This is a genomic window from Kribbella antibiotica (assembly GCF_004349055.1).
GTDB classification, from domain to species: domain Bacteria; phylum Actinomycetota; class Actinomycetes; order Propionibacteriales; family Kribbellaceae; genus Kribbella; species Kribbella antibiotica.
This window is the reverse complement of sequence record NZ_SMKX01000020.1, coordinates 1-22,726: the sequence shown is the minus strand read 5'-3', so window position 1 is coordinate 22,726 and position 22,726 is coordinate 1. Positions and strand designations below refer to the sequence as shown.

19 protein-coding genes are annotated in these 22,726 nt (G+C 66.4%); 8 read left to right on the top strand and 11 right to left on the bottom strand.

The annotated features are described in order from the left end of the window. The first annotated feature begins 276 nt into the window (after window positions 1–276). From E1263_RS09485 to E1263_RS09460, 6 genes are all read left to right on the top strand, one after another. A complete protein-coding gene (locus E1263_RS09485) occupies window positions 277–1,578 on the top strand; it encodes an ABC transporter substrate-binding protein (protein ID WP_132166829.1) in 1,302 nt (433 codons plus the stop codon). 5 nt (window positions 1,579–1,583) lie between these two features. Then, window positions 1,584–2,480 carry a carbohydrate ABC transporter permease gene (locus E1263_RS09480; protein ID WP_165956555.1) on the top strand — a complete coding sequence of 299 codons (897 nt, stop codon included), beginning with the start codon at window positions 1,584–1,586 and terminating at the stop codon, window positions 2,478–2,480. After that, on the top strand, window positions 2,481–3,332 hold the full coding sequence (locus E1263_RS09475; protein ID WP_132166828.1) for a carbohydrate ABC transporter permease: 852 nt from the start codon (window positions 2,481–2,483) through the stop codon (window positions 3,330–3,332). It abuts the gene before it with no gap. After that, on the top strand, window positions 3,329–5,866 hold the full coding sequence (locus E1263_RS09470) for a beta-galactosidase (protein ID WP_238161141.1): 2,538 nt from the start codon (window positions 3,329–3,331) through the stop codon (window positions 5,864–5,866). Before E1263_RS09475 ends, E1263_RS09470 begins: the two co-directional genes overlap by 4 nt. Before the next feature lie 11 nt (window positions 5,867–5,877). Next, the gene (locus tag E1263_RS09465; protein WP_132166827.1) at window positions 5,878–7,098 is read left to right on the top strand and encodes an ROK family transcriptional regulator; all 1,221 of its coding nucleotides are present in this window, start codon (window positions 5,878–5,880) and stop codon (window positions 7,096–7,098) included. A 132-nt stretch (window positions 7,099–7,230) separates the two neighbouring features. Then, entirely contained in the window at window positions 7,231–8,196 is a 966-nt protein-coding gene (locus E1263_RS09460) for a pectate lyase family protein (protein ID WP_132166826.1), read from the top strand. Between the two features lie 67 nt (window positions 8,197–8,263). Here the strand turns inward: E1263_RS09460 and E1263_RS09455 are convergent, their stop codons facing one another. From E1263_RS09455 to E1263_RS09440, 4 genes are all read right to left on the bottom strand, one after another. Further along, window positions 8,264–9,349: a Gfo/Idh/MocA family protein gene (locus E1263_RS09455; protein ID WP_132166825.1), complete on the bottom strand. Its 1,086-nt coding sequence runs from the start codon at window positions 9,347–9,349 to the stop codon at window positions 8,264–8,266. Further along, window positions 9,349–10,641: an ABC transporter substrate-binding protein gene (locus tag E1263_RS09450; protein ID WP_132166824.1), complete on the bottom strand. Its 1,293-nt coding sequence runs from the start codon at window positions 10,639–10,641 to the stop codon at window positions 9,349–9,351. The genes E1263_RS09455 and E1263_RS09450 overlap by 1 nt, the downstream gene beginning before the upstream one ends. A 176-nt stretch (window positions 10,642–10,817) precedes the next feature. Next, window positions 10,818–11,654 (bottom strand): carbohydrate ABC transporter permease, encoded by an 837-nt coding sequence (locus E1263_RS09445; RefSeq protein ID WP_132166823.1) that lies wholly within the window; start codon window positions 11,652–11,654, stop codon window positions 10,818–10,820. Beyond that, on the bottom strand, window positions 11,644–12,519 hold the full coding sequence (locus tag E1263_RS09440) for a carbohydrate ABC transporter permease (protein ID WP_238161140.1): 876 nt from the start codon (window positions 12,517–12,519) through the stop codon (window positions 11,644–11,646). Before E1263_RS09440 ends, E1263_RS09445 begins: the two co-directional genes overlap by 11 nt. A gap of 214 nt (window positions 12,520–12,733) precedes the next feature. On the opposite strand from E1263_RS09440, the gene E1263_RS09435 reads away from it, so the two are divergent. Then, a complete protein-coding gene (locus tag E1263_RS09435; RefSeq protein ID WP_132166821.1) occupies window positions 12,734–13,882 on the top strand; it encodes a hypothetical protein in 1,149 nt (382 codons plus the stop codon). Between the two features lie 3 nt (window positions 13,883–13,885). Here E1263_RS09435 and E1263_RS09430 read toward each other — a convergent pair whose 3' ends face one another. From E1263_RS09430 to E1263_RS09400, 7 genes are all read right to left on the bottom strand, one after another. Beyond that, on the bottom strand, window positions 13,886–14,863 hold the full coding sequence (locus E1263_RS09430) for an aldo/keto reductase (RefSeq protein ID WP_132166820.1): 978 nt from the start codon (window positions 14,861–14,863) through the stop codon (window positions 13,886–13,888). 122 nt (window positions 14,864–14,985) lie between these two features. Then, window positions 14,986–16,920 carry a glycoside hydrolase family 43 protein gene (locus E1263_RS09425; RefSeq protein ID WP_132166819.1) on the bottom strand — a complete coding sequence of 645 codons (1,935 nt, stop codon included), beginning with the start codon at window positions 16,918–16,920 and terminating at the stop codon, window positions 14,986–14,988. After that, complete coding sequence (locus tag E1263_RS09420; RefSeq protein WP_132166818.1) at window positions 16,917–17,585, bottom strand: hypothetical protein; 669 nt, start codon at window positions 17,583–17,585, stop codon at window positions 16,917–16,919. Before E1263_RS09420 ends, E1263_RS09425 begins: the two co-directional genes overlap by 4 nt. Continuing rightward, on the bottom strand, window positions 17,585–18,397 hold the full coding sequence (locus E1263_RS09415; RefSeq protein WP_132166817.1) for a carbohydrate ABC transporter permease: 813 nt from the start codon (window positions 18,395–18,397) through the stop codon (window positions 17,585–17,587). The genes E1263_RS09420 and E1263_RS09415 overlap by 1 nt, the downstream gene beginning before the upstream one ends. Next, window positions 18,394–19,308: a carbohydrate ABC transporter permease gene (locus E1263_RS09410; protein WP_238161139.1), complete on the bottom strand. Its 915-nt coding sequence runs from the start codon at window positions 19,306–19,308 to the stop codon at window positions 18,394–18,396. Before E1263_RS09410 ends, E1263_RS09415 begins: the two co-directional genes overlap by 4 nt. Window positions 19,309–19,311: 3 nt before the next feature. Then, window positions 19,312–20,577 carry an ABC transporter substrate-binding protein gene (locus E1263_RS09405; protein ID WP_132166816.1) on the bottom strand — a complete coding sequence of 422 codons (1,266 nt, stop codon included), beginning with the start codon at window positions 20,575–20,577 and terminating at the stop codon, window positions 19,312–19,314. Window positions 20,578–20,634: 57 nt separating this feature from the next. Then, window positions 20,635–21,663, bottom strand: coding sequence for a hydroxyacid dehydrogenase (locus E1263_RS09400; RefSeq protein ID WP_132166815.1), 1,029 nt, complete (start codon window positions 21,661–21,663; stop codon window positions 20,635–20,637). 91 nt (window positions 21,664–21,754) lie between these two features. Here E1263_RS09400 and E1263_RS09395 point away from each other — a divergent pair. After that, the coding region (locus E1263_RS09395; RefSeq protein ID WP_202868801.1) for a substrate-binding domain-containing protein at window positions 21,755–22,726 on the top strand (972 nt) is incomplete at its 3' end.

Sequence of the window (22,726 nt, the reverse complement as noted above, 5' to 3'; positions counted from 1 at the left end):
CGCTGCAAGCGGATGAGTCGCGCGGCCGGCCTGCTTTGAGCACCCATCAACCATTTTCCGGCCGGGAAAGTGACTGATCGGTGCTCAAAGTCCGGGATCCGTCGCGGCAACGAGAGGTGGTCAAGGCATTCAGACTCATCCTTGGAGAGATGAGTTGTTCACGCTAACAGCAATCGGGTCACGATTCGGGTGAATCCTTGACGAGGGGTTGGCAGGGGTTTTTCTGAGGGTTAGCTTAACCCCCACTTCAACCCCTGATCCGAAGGAGGAACGGCGATGACATCAACGTCGAACGGGGGTCTCTCGCGCCGAGGCTTCCTCGGGCTGGGCCTGTCCGCGGGCATGATCACGCTGACCGCCTGTGGCTCCGACAGCGACAAGCCGTCCGGTGGTGACGCGTCCGCCGAGCTCGTGATGACCGCGTGGGGCGGCGAGAACGACAAGGCGACGTACCAGAAGCGGATCGATCTACTGGTCGCCAAGTACCCCGAGCTGAAGGTCAAGCTGCAGCTGATCCCCAGCGACGGTTACGCGCAGAAGGTCCAGACGATGATTGCGGGCGGCAAGGGCCCCGACATCATGCAGGTGGCCGAGAACGTCAACGTCTACTCCAGCAAGAACCAGTTGCTGCCGCTGGACGACCTGGCCGCCAAGGCGAACCTCGACCTCACGCAGCGGTTCGGCTCGATCGGCAAGATCTACAGCTACCAGGACAAGGTGTACGCCGTCCCGGACCGCTCCGGCGCGATGATCGTGTACTACAACAAGACGCTGTTCGAGGCCAAGGGCATCAAGGCACCGACCGCGGACTGGACCTGGGACGACGCCCTCGGCGCCTTCAAGGAACTCACTGTGCCTGGTAAGCAGTGGGGTTACTCCGGCGCTGGCTGGTGGGCGCAGTGGTGGAGCTTCGTCTACCAGAACGGCGGCAAGATCATCGACGACGCGGGCAAGCCCGCCGTCGCGACCGACGAGGTCATCGAGGCCCTGCAGTGGGCCGGCGATCTGGTCACCAAGCACGGCGTCGTACCGACTCAGAAGCAGTACGCCGACATGGGCGCCGACATCGGCGGGGATGCGGCGTTCGCCAGTGGCAAGGTCGCGGTCAACACGACCGGTTTCTGGGCGATCAACGGTCTGTCCAAGGCCACCATCGACTGGGACATCGCGCCGCTGTGGCGGGGCAAGCAGCAGGCGGTCACCGCGTTCGGCAGCGGCCTGGCCATCTCCCGGACCACCAAGAACCCCGACGTCGCCTTCAAGGCGATCGAGTTCCTCACCTCGCCGCCGGCCCAGCAGCAGATCATCGCCACCGGCGAGGACGTGCCGGCCGCCATGGAGGTGCAGAAGAGCGACGCGTTCCTGAAGCCGTCCTGGATGACCAAACCGGTCAACATGAAGGTCTTCGGCGAGTCGAGCGAGTTCATCTACCGGGCGCCGTTCATCCCGGCCTGGAACGAGATGCAGAAGGCGTTCGACGACGGGCTGGCCGACTTCTGGCTCGGCAAGACCGACGCCCGGAGTGCGCTGACCGCCGTCCAGGCGAAGCTCGAGTCGGTCGTCAAGCCGGCGGGGTAGGCCCGATGTCCAAGCTGTCGAAGCTCCGCCGCCGCGAGGCGCTCTGGTTCTACCTGTTCGCCTCGCCGTGGATCATCGGGTTCGTGGTGTTCCTGCTCGGCCCGATGATTGCCTCGGTCTACTTCTCGCTGACCGACTGGGATTCCTTCACGCCGCCGAAGTGGGTGGGCCTGGACAACTACCGGCGCCTGCTCACCGACGATCCGGTGTTCTGGAAGGCGTTGTGGAACACGTTCTACTACGCGGCGATCTCGGTCCCGCTCGGTCTGGTGCTCGGATTGTGGCTGGCGAACCTGCTGAACAAGCAGGTTCGGATGCGCAAGCTGTTCCGGACGTTGATCTACCTGCCGACGCTGGTCCCGCTGGTCGCCACCGCGATGATCTTCAAGATGGTGCTCGCACCATCCGGTCCGCTGAACGACCTGCTCGGCGTGGTCGGCATCCCCGGCCCGTCCTGGCTGCTGGATTCGATGTGGGTGAAGCCCGCACTGATCTTGTTGTCGGTCTGGGGCGCCGGCGGCGCAACCGTGCTGTTGCTGGCGGCAATGAAGGGCATCCCCCGCGAGCTGTACGAGGCGGCGGAGGTGGACGGTGCCAGCTCGCTCCGGCAGTTCTGGAGCATCACCGTCCCGCAGCTCACCCCGATCATCTTCTTCAACCTGATCATGGGGCTGATCGGGGCGTTCCAGGTGTTCTCCCAGGTCTACATCCTGACCAAGGGCGGGCCGAACAACGCCAGCCAGACAATGGTTCCGTTGCTGTTCAACGAAGCCTTCTCGTTCTACCACCTGGGGTACGCCTCCGCGCTGTCCTGGTTGCTGTTCGCCGTGATCATGGTCTTCACCCTGATCGCGTTCCGCAGCGCACGGCGCTGGGTGTTCTACGAGACGGAGGTTCGCTAGATGTCCGTGCGCGCTTTCCGTGCCACGCCTTTCAGTTACGCCACGCTGATCGTGGTCTCCGCCGTACTGTCGGTGCCGCTCGTCTTCGTGGTGTCGATCGCGCTGTCGAGTGACCAGACGGTCAACGCCAACACCTTCACGATCCTCCCGCGCGAGTTCCACTGGGAGAACTTCACCCGGGTCTTCTCCACCGAGCTGCCGATGCAGCGGTTCCTGCTGAACTCGGTGATCATCTCGCTCGGCGCCGTGGTCGGTCAGGTGCTGTCCAGCGGCCTGGTCGGCTACGCGTTCGCGCGGCTGCGGGCACCGGGCAAGAACGCCCTGTTCCTGATCGTCATCGCGACGATGATGATCCCCGCCCAGATCACGATGATCCCGCAGTTCATCTTGTTCAAGGAGCTCGGCTGGGTGAACACGTTCCTGCCGCTGATCGTGCCGAACTTCTTCTCGAACGCCTTCAACGTCTTCCTGGTCCGGCAGTTCGTCTCCCGGCTGCCGAGCGAGATCGACGAGGCGGCGATGGTGGACGGCCTCGGCTTCTTCGGCATCTACCGCCGGATCATGCTGCCGATGCTGGCCCCGGTCCTGATCGCGATCGGCATCTTCACGCTGACCGCCACCTGGGGCGACTTCATGGGCCCGTTGATCTACCTCAACGACGAGTCCAAGATGCCGCTCGCGCTGGGCGTGCAGTACATCACCAGTACGTCGCAAGCCCTGCAGGCGCCGCCGTGGAACCTGGTGATGGTCGGGTCGATCCTGCTCACGCTGCCGATGATCCTGGTCTACTACCTCGGCCAGAAGTACCTGTACGAGATGGACATCAGCGGCGGCAGCGCGGGGGTCAAGTGACCAGCGTCCGGATGGATGCCCGAGGCATCGAGATCGACGGCCGGTCGCAGGTCGTGCTGTGCGCGTCGCTGTTCTACTTCCGCTTGCCGCGGGAGCAGTGGCGCGCTCGGCTCGACCAGGTCCGGGCGTCCGGCTATACCTGTGTGGACGTCTACCTGCCGTGGAACTTCCACGAGCTCGCTCCCGGTCGCTGGGACTTCGAGGGGCGTCGCGATGTCGCGGCGTTCCTCGATCTGGCGCACGAGGTCGGGCTGTCGGTCATCGCCCGGCCCGGTCCCTACATCTGTTCGGAGTGGGACGGCGGTGCATTGCCGGCTTGGCTCGGGCTTGATCCCGAGCTGCAGGTCCGGCAGAACGAGCCGCGATTCCTGACACAGGTCGCGGCCTGGTTCGACCAGGTGCTTCCGATCGTGGCGGCCCGGCAGCATTCCGCCGGTGGTCCGGTGATCATGGTCCAGCTGGAGAACGAGCTGGACTTCTTCGACTGCACGGACCGGCCGGGTTACCTGACCGCCTTGCGGGACCTCGCGCTCGGGCACGGCATCACAGTTCCGTTGATCGCCTGCGCCGGACAGGGCGATCTGTACGGCGCTACCGGTGATGTGACCGGCGTCGTACCGGCGTGCAACTTCTATCCCGATGACCAATCACCGCACATCGAGGCCGAGGTCCGGCGCTATCGCGAGCTGCTCGCCGAGCGTGGGCAACCGCTGCTGGTGACCGAGACGAACCGGCGGCATCGCACCCTGCGCCGGCTGCTCATCTCCGGCGCCACTCTGATCGCGCCGTATCTGCAGTCCTCCGGCTGGAACTTTGGCTACACGCCATCGACCGGGAACTGGGGCGATCCGGGCAACTTCATGAGCCACAGCTACGACTTCGGCGGGTACGTGTCGTCGACCGGGCAGGAGCGAATCGAGTACGCCGAAGGCCAGGTCTTCGCGCGGTTGATCGACGTACTGGGTCCGCGGTTGGCCGTGGCCACGCGGACCGCCCCTGCGGTCGAGGTGTCCACCGACTTCCCCACCAGCTCGTCGATCGGCGCCCTGGAACTGCAAGGCGGTGGTCAACTCATCGCCGTACCGAATCTCGGCACGGTTGACGGGACCGCGGTCGTCGCTGGTGTGCCGGTGCAGGTCGCGGCCGGTGCCTGCCCACTGATGCCGGTTGGGCTGCCGCTGGACAGCTGGTCCGCACACACGCTCGCGTTTGCCTCCGCCGATCTCGTCGGTGCGACGAAGGGCGTGCTGGTGTTCTCGTCCGCCGTACCGGTGACTGTCGTCGTCGATGACACCACCGTCGTGGTGGCGATCGGCGAGCGAGTACGTGCCGCAGACCTTGAGCTGGTTGCGCTCCCGCCCGCCGAAGCGGCCCGGCTCGCGGGAGTTCAGCCTGACGGCGTGCTCGACTTCGCTCCGGAGCCGGCACACGAGGTGGGCGCCATGACCACAGTGACCTCCGTACGGCGCCGCCCAGCGATCGCGCCGTCCGCAGCTGCCGGTACGTACGAATTGCCGCCGACGCTGGAGTCGCTCGGGGTGTTTCGTGGCCGCGGCGACTACAGCACCACGGTGGATCTCACCGGTGTGGACGAGTTGCTCGTTGCCGGGGCCGCCGACATCGTCGACCTCGCAATCGGAGGTGCGGTTCGGCCGCCGTTGGTGACGTACGGCGCGAACCGGCGAATCGACGTACGGGATCTGACCGGACCGGTGCCGATCCAAGCGACCGTCGAGATCTGGGGACACGCGAACTTCGACGACACTCGGCTCCCTGCACTGCAACTGGGCGCGCTGCGCGGCCTCGGTACGGTGTGGAAGATTCGCGCCGTGCACGACGTGTCGGCATTGTGGACGGTCAGCGGTCACTGGGCCGGACAACCCGCGCCCGTTCGCCAACTCGGTGGCTGGAGCAGTACTCGAGGTGGTGAGCGCGTCACCTACACCCGGCTGGTCCACTCCCCCACCATCGCGGCGCTGCTGCTGCGCGACCTGCACGAACCCGTCTTCGTCCGGATCAACGGCGCGGACCCGGTGAGCGTCTCGGCGGAGAATCCCTGGGTCCTGCTGCCGGCCGGCAGCAGCCAGGTCGCTGTCACGCTGCCGCATGATCCGAGCCGTGCTGGTCTGGGCACTGAGCTACTGACGCTTGCCCCAGTAACCGGGTGGACCTGCACCGTCCAGGACGACGAGCTGCTGACCGCCTTCGCGGTGTCCGCCAGCCCGGGCCTGACGGTTGAGCTACCGCTCAAGCTCGAGCCCGGCGAGGAGGCGTGGCTCGACGTGGAGCTCGCTGCCTCGGAGATCGGCTACGTGCTCAGGTTCGAGGGCACCCAGGTGCGAGTGACCGCGTGGTCCGGTGGCGAGTGCATCGGACGGGTGTGGCTGGGCGATCGGCCCGCGTTCTCGGGTGGTGATCCGGACGTGCTCTGGATACCGGCCGGCTGGGCTGGTTTAACGCTGCTCCTGCGCGGTGTTGGCGGCCCGACCAGTCCAGAATTGCGTACGCTACGGCTGGAACCACCGACCATCTGAAGGGAGATCTGATGCCACGACAGACCTCCCACGACCTGCGCAACAAGAGCCGGTTCGAGGTGCTGCATGCCCTGTTCACGCTCGGCCCCTCGACGCGGCAGGAGCTCACTCGGCACACCGGGCTGAGCACTGCCACGGTGGCGACGCTGGTCAACGAGTTCCTCGCGGCCGGCGTCTTGCAGATCGCCACGGTGGAACGCCGTACGGTCGGACGGCCCTATGAGCGGCTCAGCATCGCCCCGGACCGGGGCCGGATCGTCGGGGTCGACGTCGCCGAGACCTACGTCGACGCGACCGTGTTCGATCTGGGTCTCGGACCGATCGGGCACAGCGCGATCGCTCTCGACGAGCACAAGAACGATCCGGCGTACGTCGTCGACGGCATCGTCACGGCGACCCAGAACGCACTGGCGGCCGTGACCGCCGACCCGGCCGAGCTCATCGGGGTCGGCGTCAGCATGCCGGGCCAGGTCCAGCCCGATGCCGGGGTGTCGGTGTTCGCGCCGAACTGGCAATGGCACGACGTACGGATCGAAGAAATGCTGGAGAGCCGGCTCGGCAGCTCCGTGTACGTCGACAACCCGCTCAAGGCAATCACGCTGGCCGAAATGTGGTTCGGCGTCGGCCAGGTCACCGGCACCATGGCGGTGGTCAACCTCGGGACCGGCGTCGGTGCTGGGATCGCGATCGAGGGCACGCTCATCCGCGGTGCCACCAACAACGCGGGCGAGTGGGGTCACACCCTGCTGCAGTTGGACGGCAGGCAATGCCGATGCGGACGGCGTGGCTGCGTCGAGGCGTACCTCGGCGTGCACGGGCTGGAGATGACGCTCGCCGAGATCGACCCCGATCACCCGGCCCTGCGGCAACCGCTGCAACGCGGCTTCGTCGACGCGGTCGCAGCAGGGCTGACCGCCGACGACCCCGTGCTGATCGAGCTGGCCCGCCGTACCGCGCACTACCTGGCGGCCGCACTCGCCGACCTGGTCAACCTGCTCAACATCCCGTACCTGACCCTGACTGGCTGGACCTCGACCGCGATCGGCCAATGGCTGATCCCTGCGGTGCGCGAAGAACTGCCCAGCCATGTGTTGCCCGGTTCGCTGGCCGGCCTCGTCGTCGAGGCCTCCGCCGTACCGGGGAATCCGGTCGCCCTCGGGATGGCCGCTTTCACGCTCGAGCAGTATCTCGGGCAGCTCGGCGTCGATCTGCCGCGATCCTTGAATCGCTGAAGAAATTCCGGCTGTTTCCGCCGGGTTTCGAACCGCTTCGAATTGCCTGTGAGTGAGCCCTTGACCGCACTCTGTTCAGTTTGTACTTTCTTCAGTGGAAAGCGTTATCCATCGCCCACTGGAGGTTTTCCGATGTCATTGTTACGCCGTTTTCCCGTCCTGGTCGCAGCCACTGCGCTGACCGCCACGACCCTCACCGCCGTCGCGGTCCCCCAATTGCTGCCGACGGCAACCGCCTCGACCTACGCCCTGCAGGGCTGGGCCACTCAAGGAGGCGGAACGACCGGTGGCGGCAGCGCCACTGCCGTCACCGTCACCACCGCTTCCGCACTGATCAGCAACATGCAGGCCAGCGGTGCGCGCGTCATCCGGGTCTCCGGAACCATCGCACTGTCCGGCATGAACAAGGTCGCCGCGAACAAGACGATCATCGGTGTCGGCAGCGGCGCCGCCATCACCGGCGGCGGCCTGAACGTCGCGAACGTCAGCAACGTGATCATCCGCAACATCAACTTCCGCGACTGGGACGACGATGCGGTCAACGTCCAGTACTCGACCCGGGTCTGGGTTGACCACAACAGTTTCAGCCATGGTTACGACGGCGCCGTCGACGTCAAGCGCGCGTCCGACTACGTCACCGTCTCCTGGAACAAGTTCTCCAACCACGACAAGGTCGGTCTGATCGGTCACAGCGACGACAACGGCGGGGAGGACCGCGGCAAACTGCGGGTCACCTACTACGCGAACTGGTTCGACGGCACCACCCAGCGCCACCCGCGGGTCCGCTTCGGCAACCCGGTGCACGTCTTCAACAACTACTACCGCAGCACCAGCGGGTACGGCGTCGCTTCGACCTGCACCGCCGGCGTGTACGTCGAACGGAACTACTTCGACAGCGTGTCGAAGCCCGTCGTCGCTCAGACCGGCGACTCCCCGGAAGGGAATGTCAAACTGCTCAACAACTACCTGGTGGGTTCCGGGACACCGGTCTCCCGGAATGCGGCGAGCGTCGCGGCAATTCCCTATTCCTACACGGTGGACGCGGCTGAGAACGTCAAGTCGATCGTGACCGGCGGCGCCGGTACCGGAAAGATCTGATTTCACTCAGGCAAATGACTGACGCCCGGAAACTCGTGCCTGAGTTTCCGGGCGTCAGCGTTTTATTTCAGGCCTTTGTCCAGGGGGCCGAGATTTCGCTGAAGAGAGCGAGTTCATCGGCGGCACGATCGATCCAGCTCTCGACGTCGTGGACGATCGCGTGCCGCTCGGCGCCGTCGCCTTCCCACTGCACGCAGGCGTCCGGGATGACCGCCGGTTCGTCCGCCAGACGAATGGCTTCGACCACGCGGGTGAAACCACCGCTCGCCGCGAACGAACAGTAGAGCGGTACGGCGGAGTCGGCGCGATGCTGGATCAGGTTCTCCAGCAGACTGGCCCGCCCAAGGGTTTGGGTCCCGCCCGGGAGTTCGAGGGTGTCCGTCGTGTAGTTCAGGACAGCGCGACCCTCCGAGCCGTGGACGATCACCGCGGGCTCGGACTGCTCCGCCGCGCACAGCGTCACCGCGATCAGGATCGACGTACCGCGGGTGGTGGTGATGCGGACCGTGGAGGTGTCATCGGATTCGATGTCGTTGGCCCGGAACAGGTCCGTCTCGACCGAGCGGATGTCGTCCACACCGGTCGAACCGTCGAGCAGCAAGGCGGCCGCAGCCGAGTGCGCCAAGGGATTGGTCACCGCGCCGTCGACCACCGCGACACCGTTCAGCGTCCGCCGGCCCGCCCACGGCGCACGGTCGAAGTACCCGGCCTTCCGCAACCACTTGCCGGTGGCACTGATCCCGCGAAGCTCGCCGAGCCCGCCGTCAGCCACGAGCCGCGCCAACTGCAGGGTCGCGGCCGAGGCCTGGGCCTGGAAGCCCACCTGGCAGGCGCGGCCGGTCTCCTCGATGACCTTCGACAGGTACTCGAACTCGGCCATCGACGCGGTCGGCGGCTTCTCCAGCAGAATGTCGGCACCGGCTCGCAGCGCCATCTCGGCCAGCGGCACGTGCGTCTGGATCGGCGTGCAGATGACCACGACATCGACTTCGGTTGCCGCCAGCAACTCATCGAGCGACGGATACACCGGTACGTCGATATCTGCCGGCGGCCGCGGATCCGCGATCGCCACCAGATCGCCGTACTGGCGGGCATCGCGGACGTGGGTCGCGCCGTGGCCGTGCACACCGGCCACGGCGATTCTCGTTGACACTACTTGAGCTCCCCGTTCACCTCGTCCAGGAACTGCTGGGCGGCCTTGTCCGGGGCGAGCCGGCCGAACAGCACCTCGGTGGTGTAGCGCTGAATGATCTTCTCCACCTGCCCACCACCGACCGGCGGCGCGGGCGACGGCTCGCCGAGGTCCTTGCTGATCTCCTCGATGAACTTCGCCGAGGCCGCGTCGGCCGGCTGCAGCTTCGGGGTGACGGCGGCACGGATCTCGGTGTTCGGCGGTACGCCGCGCTCGGCCAGCAGGATGTTGCCCGCCGCCGCGTTGTTGGCCAGGAAGTCGACGAACTGCGTCGCCGCCGCGCGCTGCTTCGAGCGCGAGGAGACCGACCAGAACATCGATCCCTTGTAGTAGGAACCGTTCTTCGCGGCCTGCCCGGTCGTGCTCGGGATCCGGAGCAGCTTCAGCTCCTGGCCCGAGGCCTTGCTGAAGGCGTTCAGCTGGTTGCTCCAGCTGAAGCCCATCGCGAGCTTGCCGGTGGCGAAGGTGGTCTGGTCGAGCGAAGCGGTCATGTCCTGGGTGACGGCCTCGGCCGGCGGGATCGCCTTGCTGTCCCGCAGCTTCAGCACGTACTCGAAGAACTTGGTGACCTGCCCGGCCGAGACGCCGACCTTGCCGTCCGGCGTCCACAGCGACTCGCCGTTCTGGCGGGCCCACAGGTTCAGTCCGGCCTCGTTGGCCCCGATCACCCCGGTCCCCCAACCCTTGCCGTTGAGCTTCGTGGTGATCTCCGCGGCGATCCGGTTGTAGTCGTCCCACGTCCAGGTCTTGTCGTCCGGCAGCGCGACACCGGCCGCCTTGAACACGGCCGGGTTCGCGAGGACGGCGAACGAGTTGATCCCGGCGTTCAGGCCGTAGAGCCCGCCGTCGAACTCCCCGGCGCTCAAGGTCTCCGGCGCGAACTTGTCGGTCTTCAGGTCACCGGCCTTCTTCAGATCCAGCAGTGCGCCGCGATCGGCGTACTCGCGCAGGTACTTCTCGTCCATCTGGATGACGTCCGGGGCGTCGTTCGCCGCGACCGTGGTGGCGAGCTTGTCCCAGTAGCCGGCCCATTCGCCGTACTCGCCCTTGATCTTGATGTTCGGGTGTTCCTTCTGGAACGCGTCGATCGTGGCCTGGGTGAGTTTGGTGCGGGCGTCACTGCCCCACCAGGAGAAGCGCAGTGTCACCTCGCCGTCCTTCGCGGCCGGTCCGCCGGAGTCGCCACCACAGGCGCTCGTGACGAGCAGGGTGGAGACGAGTGCGACGGCGGCCAGTGCCTTGAGACGTGTCATGGCAGGCTCCTTAGAGGGGGTGTTGGAACTCCACGCCGTAGCGAGGAGGTGCTCGGTGCGGTGCATCGGTGCGCGGGGGCGAAGGGTGCGATGCGGAGCATCGTGCGCTTTGCACCCGTGCGGCGAGGTGCCGTGCCGAGTGCCCCGCAGTAGGCGTGGAGTTTCAACACCCCCTCTTACTTGATACCGGTGGTGGCGATGCCCTTGACCAGGAAACGCTGGCCGAGCAGGAACGCGAGGAAGACGGGGACGAGCGAGACGACCGACATCGCGAACATCGAGCCCCAGGACGAGCTCGAGGTCGCGTCGACGAACGACCGCAGGGCGACCGGCACGGTGTACATGTGCGGGTCGGTCAGGTAGATCAGCTGGCCGAAGAAGTCGTTCCAGGTCCAGATGAACGTGAAGATCGTCGTGGTGGCCAGGGCCGGCACCATCAGCGGCAGGATCACCCGCAGGAAGATCCCGGCCCGGCCGCAGCCGTCGATGGTGGCCGCCTCGTCGAGCTCGCGCGGGATGCCGCGGATGAACTGCACCATCAAGAAGACGAAGAACGCGTCGGTGGCCAGCAGCTTCGGCACGATCAACGGCAGGAACGTGTTGATCCAGCCGGCCTGCGAGAACAGGATGTACTGCGGCACGATCACCACGTGGATCGGCAGCATGATGCTGAGCAGCATGATCGCGAACCAGATCTTCTTGCCGCTGAACTCCAGGCGGGCAAAGGCGTAGGCCGCCATCGAGCAGGAGACCAGGTTGCCGACGATCGACCCCAGTACGACGACCGCCGAGTTCAGCAGGTATCGGGTGAACGGCTCGGTCAGTGCGTTCCAGCCGGCCCGGTAGTTCTCGATCTGCAGGTCCTTCACCAGCAGGCCGGGCTCACGGAAGATCTCGTTGCCCGGGCGCAGCGAGCTCACGACCATCCAGATCAGCGGGTACAGCATCACGAGCGCGGTGGCGATCAACGCCACGTGGATCAGCAGCGTCCGCGGGCGCAGATCAATTCTCATAGAACACCCAGTACTTGGAGACGAGGAAGTTGACGCCGGTGAAGATCGCGATGACCACCAGCAGGAACCAGGCCATCGCCGACGCGTAGCCCATGTCGAAGTTCCCGAAGCCGCGGTCGTACAGGTAGAGCGTGAAGAACATCGTCGAGTCCGACGGGCCCCCGCTGCCACCGGAGACGACGAACGCCTGCGTGAACGACTGGAACGCGTGGATGATCTGCAGCACCAGGTTGAAGAAGATGATCGGCGTGAGCAGCGGCAGCGTGATCCCGAAGAACCGTCGCAACGGTCCGGCGCCGTCGACCGCGGCGGCCTCGTAGTACATCGTCGGGACCTGTCGCAGGCCGGCCAGGAAGATCACCATCGGCGACCCGAACGTCCAGACGTTGAGCACCACGAGCGTGCCCAGCGCCGTACTGGGGTCGGAGATCCAGCCCTTGCCCTCGACGCCGACGAGGGCAAGGACCTGGTTGAGCAGACCCTCGGTACCGAAGACCTGCCGCCACAGGATCGCGATCGCGACGCTTGAGCCGAGCAGCGACGGCAGATAGAAGACCGAGCGGTAGAAGGCCATCCCACGCACGCCACGGTCCAGTACGACGGCCAGCAGCAGCGCAATCGCGAGCTGCAGCGGGACCGAGACGAACACATAGGTGAAGGTCACCCGCAACGAGTTGTGCAGCCGCTCGTCGGACAGCATCCGGGTGAAGTTCTCGAGCCCGACCCACGCCGGTGCCTCGATCAGGTTGTAGTCGGTGAACGCCAGGTAGAGCGAGGCGATCATCGGGCCGATAGTGATCGCGAACAACCCGACCAGCCACGGCGACAGGAACAGATACGCCGTCACGTTGTCGCGTTTTTGCACCGGCCCCCTCCTCTGGGAAAGCGCTTGCAGAAGAGCGCCAAGTTAGCGGGAAAGCGGTTCCGGAACAAGGGGTCGAAGCGCTTCGATTTTGGCTGATTCCGGACACTGCTCAGGGGTTGACCACGCCCGTCCGAGCCCACCAGAATCCGGTACCCACTGATGGAAAGCGGTTGCCATCGACCGGTGGCAGCCTCGCCCGCCCCTGGAGTCAGCCATGCGAACCCGCCCCTTGTCAGTTCTCGTCACGGCCGCCGCACTGCTGGCCGGATCACTCCACTCCACATCCGCCCAGGCCGCCGTACCGGCCGCCGACTGCGGAACCGGGACCTTCCAGGCCGAGGTCACCGGTGGCGGCACCAGCTGGACGGCCCGGCGCGGCAGCAGCACCGTCTACACCGGCTCGAGCATGCGCGACGCCATGCAGGCCGGCGTCAACTCGCTCACCGCCGGCCGCACCAGCAAACAACGCGTCGTCGTCCGCGGATCCGGTGCGATCAGCCGCGGCGCCCGGGTGTCCCTGCCCAGCTACACCGTGCTGGACGTCTGCGGCACCATCAATGTCACCGGCTCGGGATCCGGTGACATGGCGCCCGTCTACAGCCGCGGCGCCCGCGACATCGAGATCCAGCACCTCAACCTCACGGGCAACCCCGTCTACGGCATCTTCCTGCGCAACGTCACCAATGTGATCATCGGCGAGGTCGACATGCGGCTGTCCGGCGGGCTCGGCGTCCGGATCGACAACCGCGGCGACACCAGCCAGTGGACCCGCAACGTGCGCGTCGGCAACGTCTTCGTCTCCGGCGCCGGCAGCCACGCCATGGAGACCTACGGCGTCGACGGCATCACCATCGGCACTGTCACCGCGCGCAATGTCGGCGAATCCGGCCTGCTGCTCAACCAGACCATCAACGCGACCGTCGGGACGGTCGACGCCGACAACGCCGGAGCCGGCACCGGCTACGCAGCCTTCCGGATGGCCAACAACAACGGCCAGGTCGGGTCCAGCTACCCCACCAACATCCGCGTCGGCACAGTGATCGCCCGCCGCGGCGGGCGCGGCATCTTCTGCGTCTCCCGCAGCGGAGGAGCCGTGATCGACCGGGTCACCATCGAGAACACCGGCAACAACGCCGTACTGATCGAGAACTGCTACAACGTCACGCTGGCCGCCGTCAGCGGAACCGTCACGGGCGGCGGCGAGATCCGCCTGGCCGCCCGCACCGAGTTCCCCAACAACCGCGACATCACCGTCCAGAACCTGACCGTCCGCGACTCCCGGATCACCGAGAATCCGTGCGGCACCAACACCACCTTCCGCAACCTCACCCTCACCAACACGCCCACCAACATCTGCAGCTGACCATCAGCGGTCGATGGCGGCCATGACGTGTTCCTCGTGCCGCTCGCCGGCGGCCGGGGTGAGATTGCCGAGCCGTTCGAGCTGCGCAGCACTCAGCTCGACGGCATCGGCGGCCGTGTTCTCCTCGACCCGGGCGACCCGCTTGGTCCCGGGGATCGGGGCGATGTCGTTGCCTTGAGCCAGCAGCCAGGCCAGGGCGATCTGAGCCGGAGTGGCGCCGACTTCGGCCGCCGTGGCCTGGACCTCGTCGACGATGCGCAGGTTGCGCTGGAGGTTCTCGCCGACGAAGCGCGGGTTGGTCTTGCGCCAGTCGTCGTCGGCGAGGTCCGCGGTGGAGCGGATCTGGCCGGTGAGGAATCCATGGCCCAGCGGAGAGTACGGAACGAAACCGATGCCGAGCTCCCGCAGTAACGGCAACAGCTCGTCCTCGGGATCGCGGGTCCACAGGGAGTACTCGGTCTGGAGCGCGGTGATCGGGTGGACGGCGTGCGCCCGGCGGATGGTTGCCGGAGCGGCCTCGGACAGGCCGACGTACCGGACCTTGCCTTCGGCAACCAGCTCCGCCACCGCGCCGATGGTGTCCTCGATCGGAATCTTCGGGTCGACCCGGTGCTGGTAGTACAGGTCGATGTGGTCGGTGCCAAGGCGCTTGAGGGAGCCCTCCACCGCGACGCGGATGTTGGCCGGGCTGCTGTCGAGACCGGGGGAACCTTCGTCGGCGTGCGATACCAGGCCGAACTTCGTCGCCAGCACGACCTGATCGCGGCGGCCCTTCAGCGCCTGGCCGACCAGCTCCTCGTTCGTGTAGGGACCGTAGATCTCAGCGGTGTCCAGGTGCGTCACGCCGAGGTCCAGCGCCCGGTGGATGGTGCGGATCGACTCGGCCTCGCTGCCCTCGCCGACGTTGTAGAAGCCGGACATCGACATGGCGCCCAGGCCGATCCGGGACACCTGCAGCTCGCCCAGCGAGATGTACTTCATGCGTGCTCCGTTCCTGATGCCAGTTCCCGATGAACTGTCTGTCTCTACAGAAGCAGGCGGCCGGTGTGGGCGGGAGACCCTGTTCGAGGGGTACTGGGAGGGACCCCCTCCGGCTCAGGCGGTCAAGCTGTCTGACTGACCATCAGCCAGCTGATCTGAATGTCCGGCGACCGGGTCGGTGCGATCGTGACGGTGATCTTGCCGTCGGCACCGACCACGACACCGCCGTACGCCGCGGCTTCGTTCGTCCCTGTGAACAGTCGCTGCTGGTCAACAACGGCGCCGTTGACGCTCACCTCGGCGGCCCGGTTGGCCCACGGCCAGGGGTCGAAGTAGCCGGCGTGGACGGTGTACGTCCCGGGCGCGAGACCGTCGAACGTGTAGACGAGCGGCTCGTGGTTCTTGGCGTAGCGCAGGGTGGTGTAAAGATCGCCGTTCGCCGGACCGGCGGGTGCGCTGGCGCCCGTGAAGCCCCAGGTCTTGCCGGTGGCCGGGTCCGCTCCGAGGGGTTGATCGGGTGTCGAGTTCAGGAGCGAAGCGGACTTCGCCAGCACCTGCCAGTCCGCGGTCGCGATCCCGCCGGCATTGACGGCGTACCGGAGGTTGCGGGGCGCGACCACGATCGTGCGGGTGAAGGTTCGGCCGTCCGCCAGCGTGCCGCGCAGGCTCGCGGTCCCCGGCTTCGCCACGGTCGAGGCGTCCCAGGTGACGGCCAACGTCTGCGTCCGCGATCCCGTGCGCACCTTCACCTTGGTCGGCAGTGCACTGGTGTCGCCAAGCTGGACGTGATCCGGGAGTTTCGTTTCGACAGTCCACCGCCGGTACGACGTCAGGTCGCCGAGCGTCCATTCCGCATCCGGGCCGATCGACAAGCTGCCGCCTTCGCCGAACGACATCGGCATCCAGACGTACGGCGCGTTCTTGAGATCACTCGGTGTCCACCGGTCGCCCATGTAGAGGAACTTGTTGCGCTTGGCATCCACTGTGATCACGTTGGTGCTCTGCGAGCGGTAGGTGTTCGCCGCGCCGGCTCCAGCGATCGGGTTGCCTTGGTCGGCGTACTGGCCGAGGACTGTGCTGGAGGTCGCGTACCGCGCCGGGTTCGGGTCCCAGCCCGTCGCGCCTGAGGTGAGCAGGTAGTAGCGGCCCTCGGACTTGAACATCGCGGGCGCCTCGCGCTGGTTACAAGCCAGCGTGCGGACGAAGTCCTTACCCTGTACGGCGTTCTCGGGCGTCGCGGACAGGTAGGTGTAATCCCGGTTGAGTTTCGAGATGTACATCGTCCGGTTCTCCTCGGACGAGTAGATGATGTACGCCTTGCCATCATCGTCGACGAACAGGCTCATGTCGCGGGCCATTCCACCGGCGGGGTCGAACGCGGACGACGTACCGCACCAGGTCACCGAGTCGCTCGGGACCCGGTTCAACCGGTACGAATCGATCCAGCGGAACGGGCCCTTCGGCGAGTCCGCGATCGCGACTCCGGCCTCGGCGCGCGCGTAGGTCGATTTACTGGTCGGTGACGACGGTCCGTCGGAGTGCACCCACATGATCCATTTACGGGTGGCCTGGTTGTAGATCACCTTCGGGCGCTCGAGGATCGACGGCCGCGCCCAGCCGTCAGTGCGGACGGCGTTGGTCGACAGATCCCGCCAGACGACCTCCTTCTGGGCCGGCGTGTACTTCTTGTAGAGCTTGCTGAAGTACTTGTCGCTCTCGAACTGGTCGACTGAACTCATCGCCCGCAGCGCGAGTCCCTCGTCCTTCCAGTTGTAGAGGTCGTACGACGAATAGGCGTGCACACCGGGGCTGTCGTAGTACCCGTTGCTGCGGTCCTCGCCGTACCAGTAGTAGATCTTGCGGCCGCGGTGATCGGTCGACGGCACGACCTGTCCCCCGTGCGCCTGGATCACCTGCCCGTTGGTGTCGAGCCATTCGGCGCCGGGACGGAACGAGTCGTACGCCGGAACTGCCGGAGCGGCAACCGCGGTCGGGCTGAGTACGGCGAGCGCAGCGCCGAGCACCGCCAGCGCGCGCAGGGGGCGGAAAAGCTTCATCGGGATCTCCTCGTGATTCGAGTGAGCTGAGCCTGGGTGTTCGTGTGCACGACCCACAGCGCACAACCGGGCAAGGTGGCGAGCCCAACCAGTGGCGCCTGACTGACGATGACCAGTACGGCGCCGAGGACGCCGAACGACAGCAAACTGAGCGCCCAGCCGCGGACGCCGGTGTAGACGGCGAGCCGCAGAAGCTCGCGCAAGCCCAGCTCGGGCCGGAGCCCAACCAGGACAAGGGCATTGATCGCGGTGATGGCGACGATGACCAACAAAACGACCATCAGCGGTACCGCACCTGGGAGCGACTTGGCCAGCACTGTGACGTCAGCCGCCAGTACGCCGATCAAGCCCGCGCCGATTGCGGCCACCACCAGCGACTGCCGAAGCCGGGCCGGTACCTGGCGGAACAGCGCACTCAGCGGTGGCCGGTGATCTTCCAGGGCCAGGTATCCGAAGGCAGCCGCCGCGGCCGGAGCGAGCGGAAGCGCAAGCAGGCCGAAGAAGATCGGATAGTTCCAGGGCGTCGCTACCAGGCTGAGCGCCACCATCAGAGGTGTGCCGGCCAGCGCCAGCAGCAGGTTGATGGCGAGCACCCGATGCGCGAACGACCAGAGCGTCTCCCAGAGATCCGCCCGGACGTTCACCCGGGCCAGCGGCGACGCCATCACTTCAGTCCGCTCGTCGCGATACCCCGGACGAAGTACTTCTGGCCGAGCAGGAAGATCACCAGGATGGGCAGCACCGACAGCACCGACCCGGTCATGATCATCGCGTACTCGGCGTCGTACAGGCCGACGAACGAACGCAGGCCGAGCTGGATCGTCCACAGCTTGTTGTCGGTCAGGTAGATGAACGGGCCCATGTAGTCGTTCCACGTGTTGACGAAGGTGAGCAGCGCCAGACTCGCCAGCGCCGGCTTCGACAGCGGCAGGATGATGCGGGCCCAAATGCCGTACTCGCTGAGGCCGTCCAGCCGGGCCGCTTCGCTGAGCTCGTCCGGAATCGTCAGGTAGTACTGGCGCATCAGGAAGACGCCGAACGCGCTGAACGCCTGCAGCAGGATCAGCGACAGGTGCGTGTTCACCAGGCCGGCCTTCTGCATGATCACGTACTGCGGAACCATGTACGCCTGCCACGGTACGGCGATTGTCCCGATGTAGGCCAGGAACAGCACGTCCCGGCCGGGGAACCGCACCTTCGCGAACCCGTACGCCGCGAAACTGCCGGTCAGCACCTGCAACGCGGTGATCGTGAGACTGAGGAACACCGAGTTCCGCAGATAGGTGAGCAGCGGGATCCGCTCCCAGATCGTCGTGAAGTTGCTCCAGCGGAACTCGGCCGGGATCCACTGCACGGGGACGGTGAAGACCTCCGCGTCCAGCTTCAGCGACGACGACACCATCCAGGCGAACGGCACCAGCACCGCCACCGACAGCACAACCAGGAGCACATACGCGAGGGAGCGCCGTACTGTCATGCTTCGCTCCTCTTCTGCAACCGGAACTGGACGACGGTGATGGTCAGCACGATGACGAACAGCACCATCGAGACTGCGGACGAGTAGCCGAAGCGGCCCTGCACGATGCCTTCGCGGTAGATCACCTGGGACAGCACGAGGGTCGCGCGGCCGGGGCCGCCCTCGGTCATCACCTGAATGAGGTCGAAGACCTTGAAGCTCGAGATCGTCAGCATGATCAATACGAAGAACGTCGTCGGCCGCAGCCCCGGCAAGGTGATATGCCGGAACCGTTGCCAGGGACTCGCACCGTCCACCTGGGCCGCCTCGTAGAGCTCAGCCGGGATCGTCTGCAAGCCGGCCAGGTACAGGACCATGTAGTAGCCGAGGTCGCGCCAGACACTGGCCACGATCACCGCCGGCATCGCCCAGGTGGTCGACGTGGTCCACCCGGGCGGGTTGTCGATGCCGATCGCGCGCAGGAACTGGTTCACCGGGCCGAGATCCGGGCTGAGCAACATGTTCCAGACCACCGCCACCGCGACCAGCGAGGTGATGTAGGGGAAGAACAACGCCGTCCGGAAGAACTGCACGCCCTTCAGCTTCTGGTTCAGCAGTACGGCGAAGCCGAGCGCCGCTCCCAGCGTCAACGGCACATGCCCGACCGCGTAGTACGCCGTGTTGCGCAGCGCGGTCCAGAAGTTGTCGTTGTGGATCATCCGCTCGAAGTTGGCCAGCCCGACCCAGCGCGGCGTGCTGTAGGAATCCCAGTCCAGGAAGGACAAAGCGAGCGAGGCGATCACCGGGATCAGCGTGAGCGCCGCGAATCCGATGAAGTTCGGCAGGATGAAACTCCAGCCGATCCAGGTCCGGCTCCGGCCACGCCGTGGCGTCGTCCGGACCTCCGCGGGAGCGGACAGGGTGGCGGTCACGGCTCAGCCGACCTCGTTCTTGACCCGCTTGGCCATCTCTGCCAGGCCGTCGTCGAGCGACTTCTGGCCGGTCATGATCAGCTCGTGCTCCTCGGTCAGGATCTGGTCGACGTCGGAGGACTTGTCGCTGACCGGCATCTCCAGTACGACGTTGTCGGGTTTGAAGGCCTTCTTGGCGACCTCGCCGTTCGGCACGCCCGGCAGAGCGAAGTACGTGTCGAGGATCTGCTGGCTCTGCAGCGAAGGCGTCACGCCGGCCTTGGCAACCGCGGTGGCGCCCGCCTCACTTGAGGCCCACTCGACGAACTTCTTCGCTGCCTCGGAGTGCTTGGAGTTCTTGTTCACTGCGAACGCGGTCGGCGAGCCGAAGGTGGTCACCTTGCCGTCGGCCTTGAGTTGCGGCAGCGGCGCTACACCCCACTCGACCTTCGTCTTGCCGGACTTGGTGTCGGCCAGCAGGGTCGCGGCGTACCAGGTGCCCATCGGCAGCAGCGCTGCCTTACCGGTCGACAACATCGTGTTGTAGGAGACCTTCTGGCTGGATGCAGTTGCCCACGGCAACAGTGTGCCGCTCTGCTGCAGCCCGAGCGTCATCGCGTACTGGTCCTTCATGAAGCCGTAGTCGCCGCCCAGCAGGTTGCCGCCGGTCTGCGCCGCGGAGGTCGCCTGAACGATCGAGCGCCAGGTGTGCTGGTAGGCGCCGTACACCTTGGAGGCTCCGTCACCCTTGGTCAGGCTCTTGGCCAAGTCGGCGTAGCCGGCCCAGGTCAGGTTCTGCAGCTTGGACTCGGGCACGCCGGCCTGCTTCAGCAGGGTCTTGTTGTAGTAGAGCACCCAGAAGTCCTGCCGGTACGGCAGTGCGAAGTACTTGCCCTCGAGCTCGTAGGCCTTCAGCCCCGAGTACTTCGCCGGGTCGAGCTTGGCAGCCTCGTCGGTGAGCGGCAGCAGCTGACCGCGAGTACCGAACCGCGAGTAGTCGATGACGTTCTTCATCGTCAGTACGTCGGTGGTGTCACCGCCCGCGAGCATCGTGGTGACCTTCTCGGCATAGTCGTCGGCCAGGATGTCGACCGGCTCGACCTTGATGTCGGGATTGGCCGCCTGGAACCCATCGATGATCGCCTTGAACTCGGGCGTGGTGGCGTAGTTCCAGAGCGAGACCTTGATGGTCTGCGGTCCATCCGCGGCCGGCTGGGCCGAGCCGCCACAGGCGGTGAGCAGCGCCAGCGCTGCTGCGCCGGCCAGGGTGGTGACGAGGTGTCGCCTCACAACGATCTCCTTGACTTTCGGTACTGCGGTGCAGGGGGTTTCAGGCGGTGAGCGGGCTCAGGCTGTGAGCGGGAAGGCGTCGGCCGTGATCCGGCCGTGCACGGGTTCGCCCGCCACCCAGCGGGTGAGCTCGGCGAGCATGTGATCGGTGAGGCGGTGGATCTCGGTGCCGAGCGAGCCGGCAATGTGCGGGGTGACCATCACGTTCGGGACCGATCGCAGCGGCGAATCTGCCGGGAGCGGCTCGGGGTCGGTGACGTCGAGGATCGCGAACAGGCGCCCGGTACGGCACTCGGCCGCGAGCGCCGCCGAGTCGATCAGGCTCCCCCGCGCCGTGTTGACGACCGTCGCATGGTCCGGCAGTTGCGCCAGTTCGGCCGCGCCGATCATGTGGAGCGTGCTCGGGTTTTCCGGCGCGTGCAGCGAGAGCACATCGGCTCTCGGCAGCAGCTGACCGAGTTCCACGAGCTCCGCGCCGGCGGCGGCCACGGCTGCGGGGTCGGCCTGCGGATCGGCGACGAGGACAGTCACGTCCTCGAGTGTCTGGAGCAGGTCCACGACGCGACGGCCGATCCGGGAGAAGCCGACAACCCCGATCGTGCGCCGGAAGTTCGACAGGTCGCCGAAGCCTTGGGGACGGGTCCAGCCCTGGTACGCCGTACGGGCATCGGCGGCGAGGAAAGGTGCCTTCTTGCCGGCGAAGATGATCGCGGCCAGCGTGTACTCGGCCACCGGGACCGCGTTCGCATCGGCGGCGCTGGTCACCACGAGGTCGCGACTCCACAGGTTGTCGTCGGCAACGGCCCGGATACTTCCGGCCGCGTGGAAGACCGCCTTCAGCCGGGGTGCCGCCGCCAATCGCTCCGCGGTCAGCTTGGGCGCACCCCACGAGGTGATCAGGACTTCGGCCGTCGCCAACCGCGCCCGGGCCCGCGGCGAGTCGAGCTCGTCGGTCCAGATCGGATCGGGCAGCGCCACGAGGGCCGCCAGCCGGTCGAGCCGGTCGCGATCGAAGTGGGCGGCGAACACCTCCCGCTCCATGACGACCAGCGCCTCGCGGCGGGAAGCGGTTACCGTTGCTGTCATGTGAACATGAGATGACGACAACGTTCAGATCATCTACGGGTCATCCATACTCATTCCGAAACGATCAGATTCGAACAGTGAGGTGAGGCGGGTGCCGGACGACCGGCTGTTCGGGGTCCAGCGCCACGAACGCGTGATGGACGAACTGCGCCGGCAGGGCTCTGTCCGGGTGCGCGAACTCGCGGAGCTGCTCGGCGTCAGCGAGTTGACCGTCCGGCGCGACATCTCTGCCCTCGCCGCGCAGAACCTGCTGACCAAGGTCCACGGCGGGGCCACTTTGCCGACCGAGCTCGCGCCGGCGGCACGTCGCCGCACCGCGGCTTCGCCTCGCTTCACCATCGGCATGGTCGTGCCGTCGCTCGACTACTACTGGCCGCCGATCGTCGGCGGCGCCCGCTCGGCCGCCGCCGCGCTGGGCGTGGCGATCCAGCTCCGCGGTTCGAGTTACGACTGGGCCGAGGACCGCCGGCAGATCACCCGGCTGATCGAAGCCCAGCAGGTCCAGGGGCTACTGCTCGCGCCGAACCTGGAAGGCAACGACGTCGACGAGATGATCGACTGGATCGCGAGACTCCCGGTGCCGGTGATCCTGGTCGAGCGGCAGCCACCCCGCTGGACCCCGACGCCGCACCAGGTCGAGTGGGTGCGCAGCGATCACGCGCTCGGCGTAGAGCTCGCCGTACGGCACCTGCACGCCCAAGGACACCGCAACCTCGCGCTCCTGCTGTCGAAAGGCAGCCCGACCTCGGCCCACCTCGCCGCCGGCTGGGACCTCGTCTGCGCCGACCTCGGCATCGCCGCCGACCTCGTCATCCGTGAGTCCGTCAACATGGACCAGCCTCGCCACCGCGACATCATCGCCCAGGTCCTCGACCGCTGCCGCGCCGCGGGCACCACCGCCCTCGTCGTGCACTCCGACCCCGACGCGATGGCCATCGCCCAGTACTGCGCCGAGCAGGGCATCGCCATCCCCGACCAGCTCGCGATCGTCGCCTACGACGACGAGATCGCCCACCTCGTCGAACCCGCCCTGACCGCGATCCGCCCACCCAAACCCATGGTC

Coding starts and splice junctions, on each gene's coding strand:
- E1263_RS09460 (WP_132166826.1), top strand. CDS start 7,231: ATGTCATTGTTACGCCGTTTTCCCGTCCTGGTCGCAGCCACTGCGCTG.
- E1263_RS09425 (WP_132166819.1), bottom strand. CDS start 16,920: ATGAAGCTTTTCCGCCCCCTGCGCGCGCTGGCGGTGCTCGGCGCTGCG.
- E1263_RS09465 (WP_132166827.1), top strand. CDS start 5,878: ATGCCACGACAGACCTCCCACGACCTGCGCAACAAGAGCCGGTTCGAG.
- E1263_RS09430 (WP_132166820.1), bottom strand. CDS start 14,863: ATGAAGTACATCTCGCTGGGCGAGCTGCAGGTGTCCCGGATCGGCCTG.
- E1263_RS09445 (WP_132166823.1), bottom strand. CDS start 11,654: ATGAGAATTGATCTGCGCCCGCGGACGCTGCTGATCCACGTGGCGTTG.
- E1263_RS09475 (WP_132166828.1), top strand. CDS start 2,481: ATGTCCGTGCGCGCTTTCCGTGCCACGCCTTTCAGTTACGCCACGCTG.
- E1263_RS09400 (WP_132166815.1), bottom strand. CDS start 21,663: ATGACAGCAACGGTAACCGCTTCCCGCCGCGAGGCGCTGGTCGTCATG.
- E1263_RS09415 (WP_132166817.1), bottom strand. CDS start 18,397: ATGACAGTACGGCGCTCCCTCGCGTATGTGCTCCTGGTTGTGCTGTCG.
- E1263_RS09435 (WP_132166821.1), top strand. CDS start 12,734: ATGCGAACCCGCCCCTTGTCAGTTCTCGTCACGGCCGCCGCACTGCTG.
- E1263_RS09420 (WP_132166818.1), bottom strand. CDS start 17,585: ATGGCGTCGCCGCTGGCCCGGGTGAACGTCCGGGCGGATCTCTGGGAG.
- E1263_RS09480 (WP_165956555.1), top strand. CDS start 1,584: ATGTCCAAGCTGTCGAAGCTCCGCCGCCGCGAGGCGCTCTGGTTCTAC.
- E1263_RS09450 (WP_132166824.1), bottom strand. CDS start 10,641: ATGACACGTCTCAAGGCACTGGCCGCCGTCGCACTCGTCTCCACCCTG.
- E1263_RS09485 (WP_132166829.1), top strand. CDS start 277: ATGACATCAACGTCGAACGGGGGTCTCTCGCGCCGAGGCTTCCTCGGG.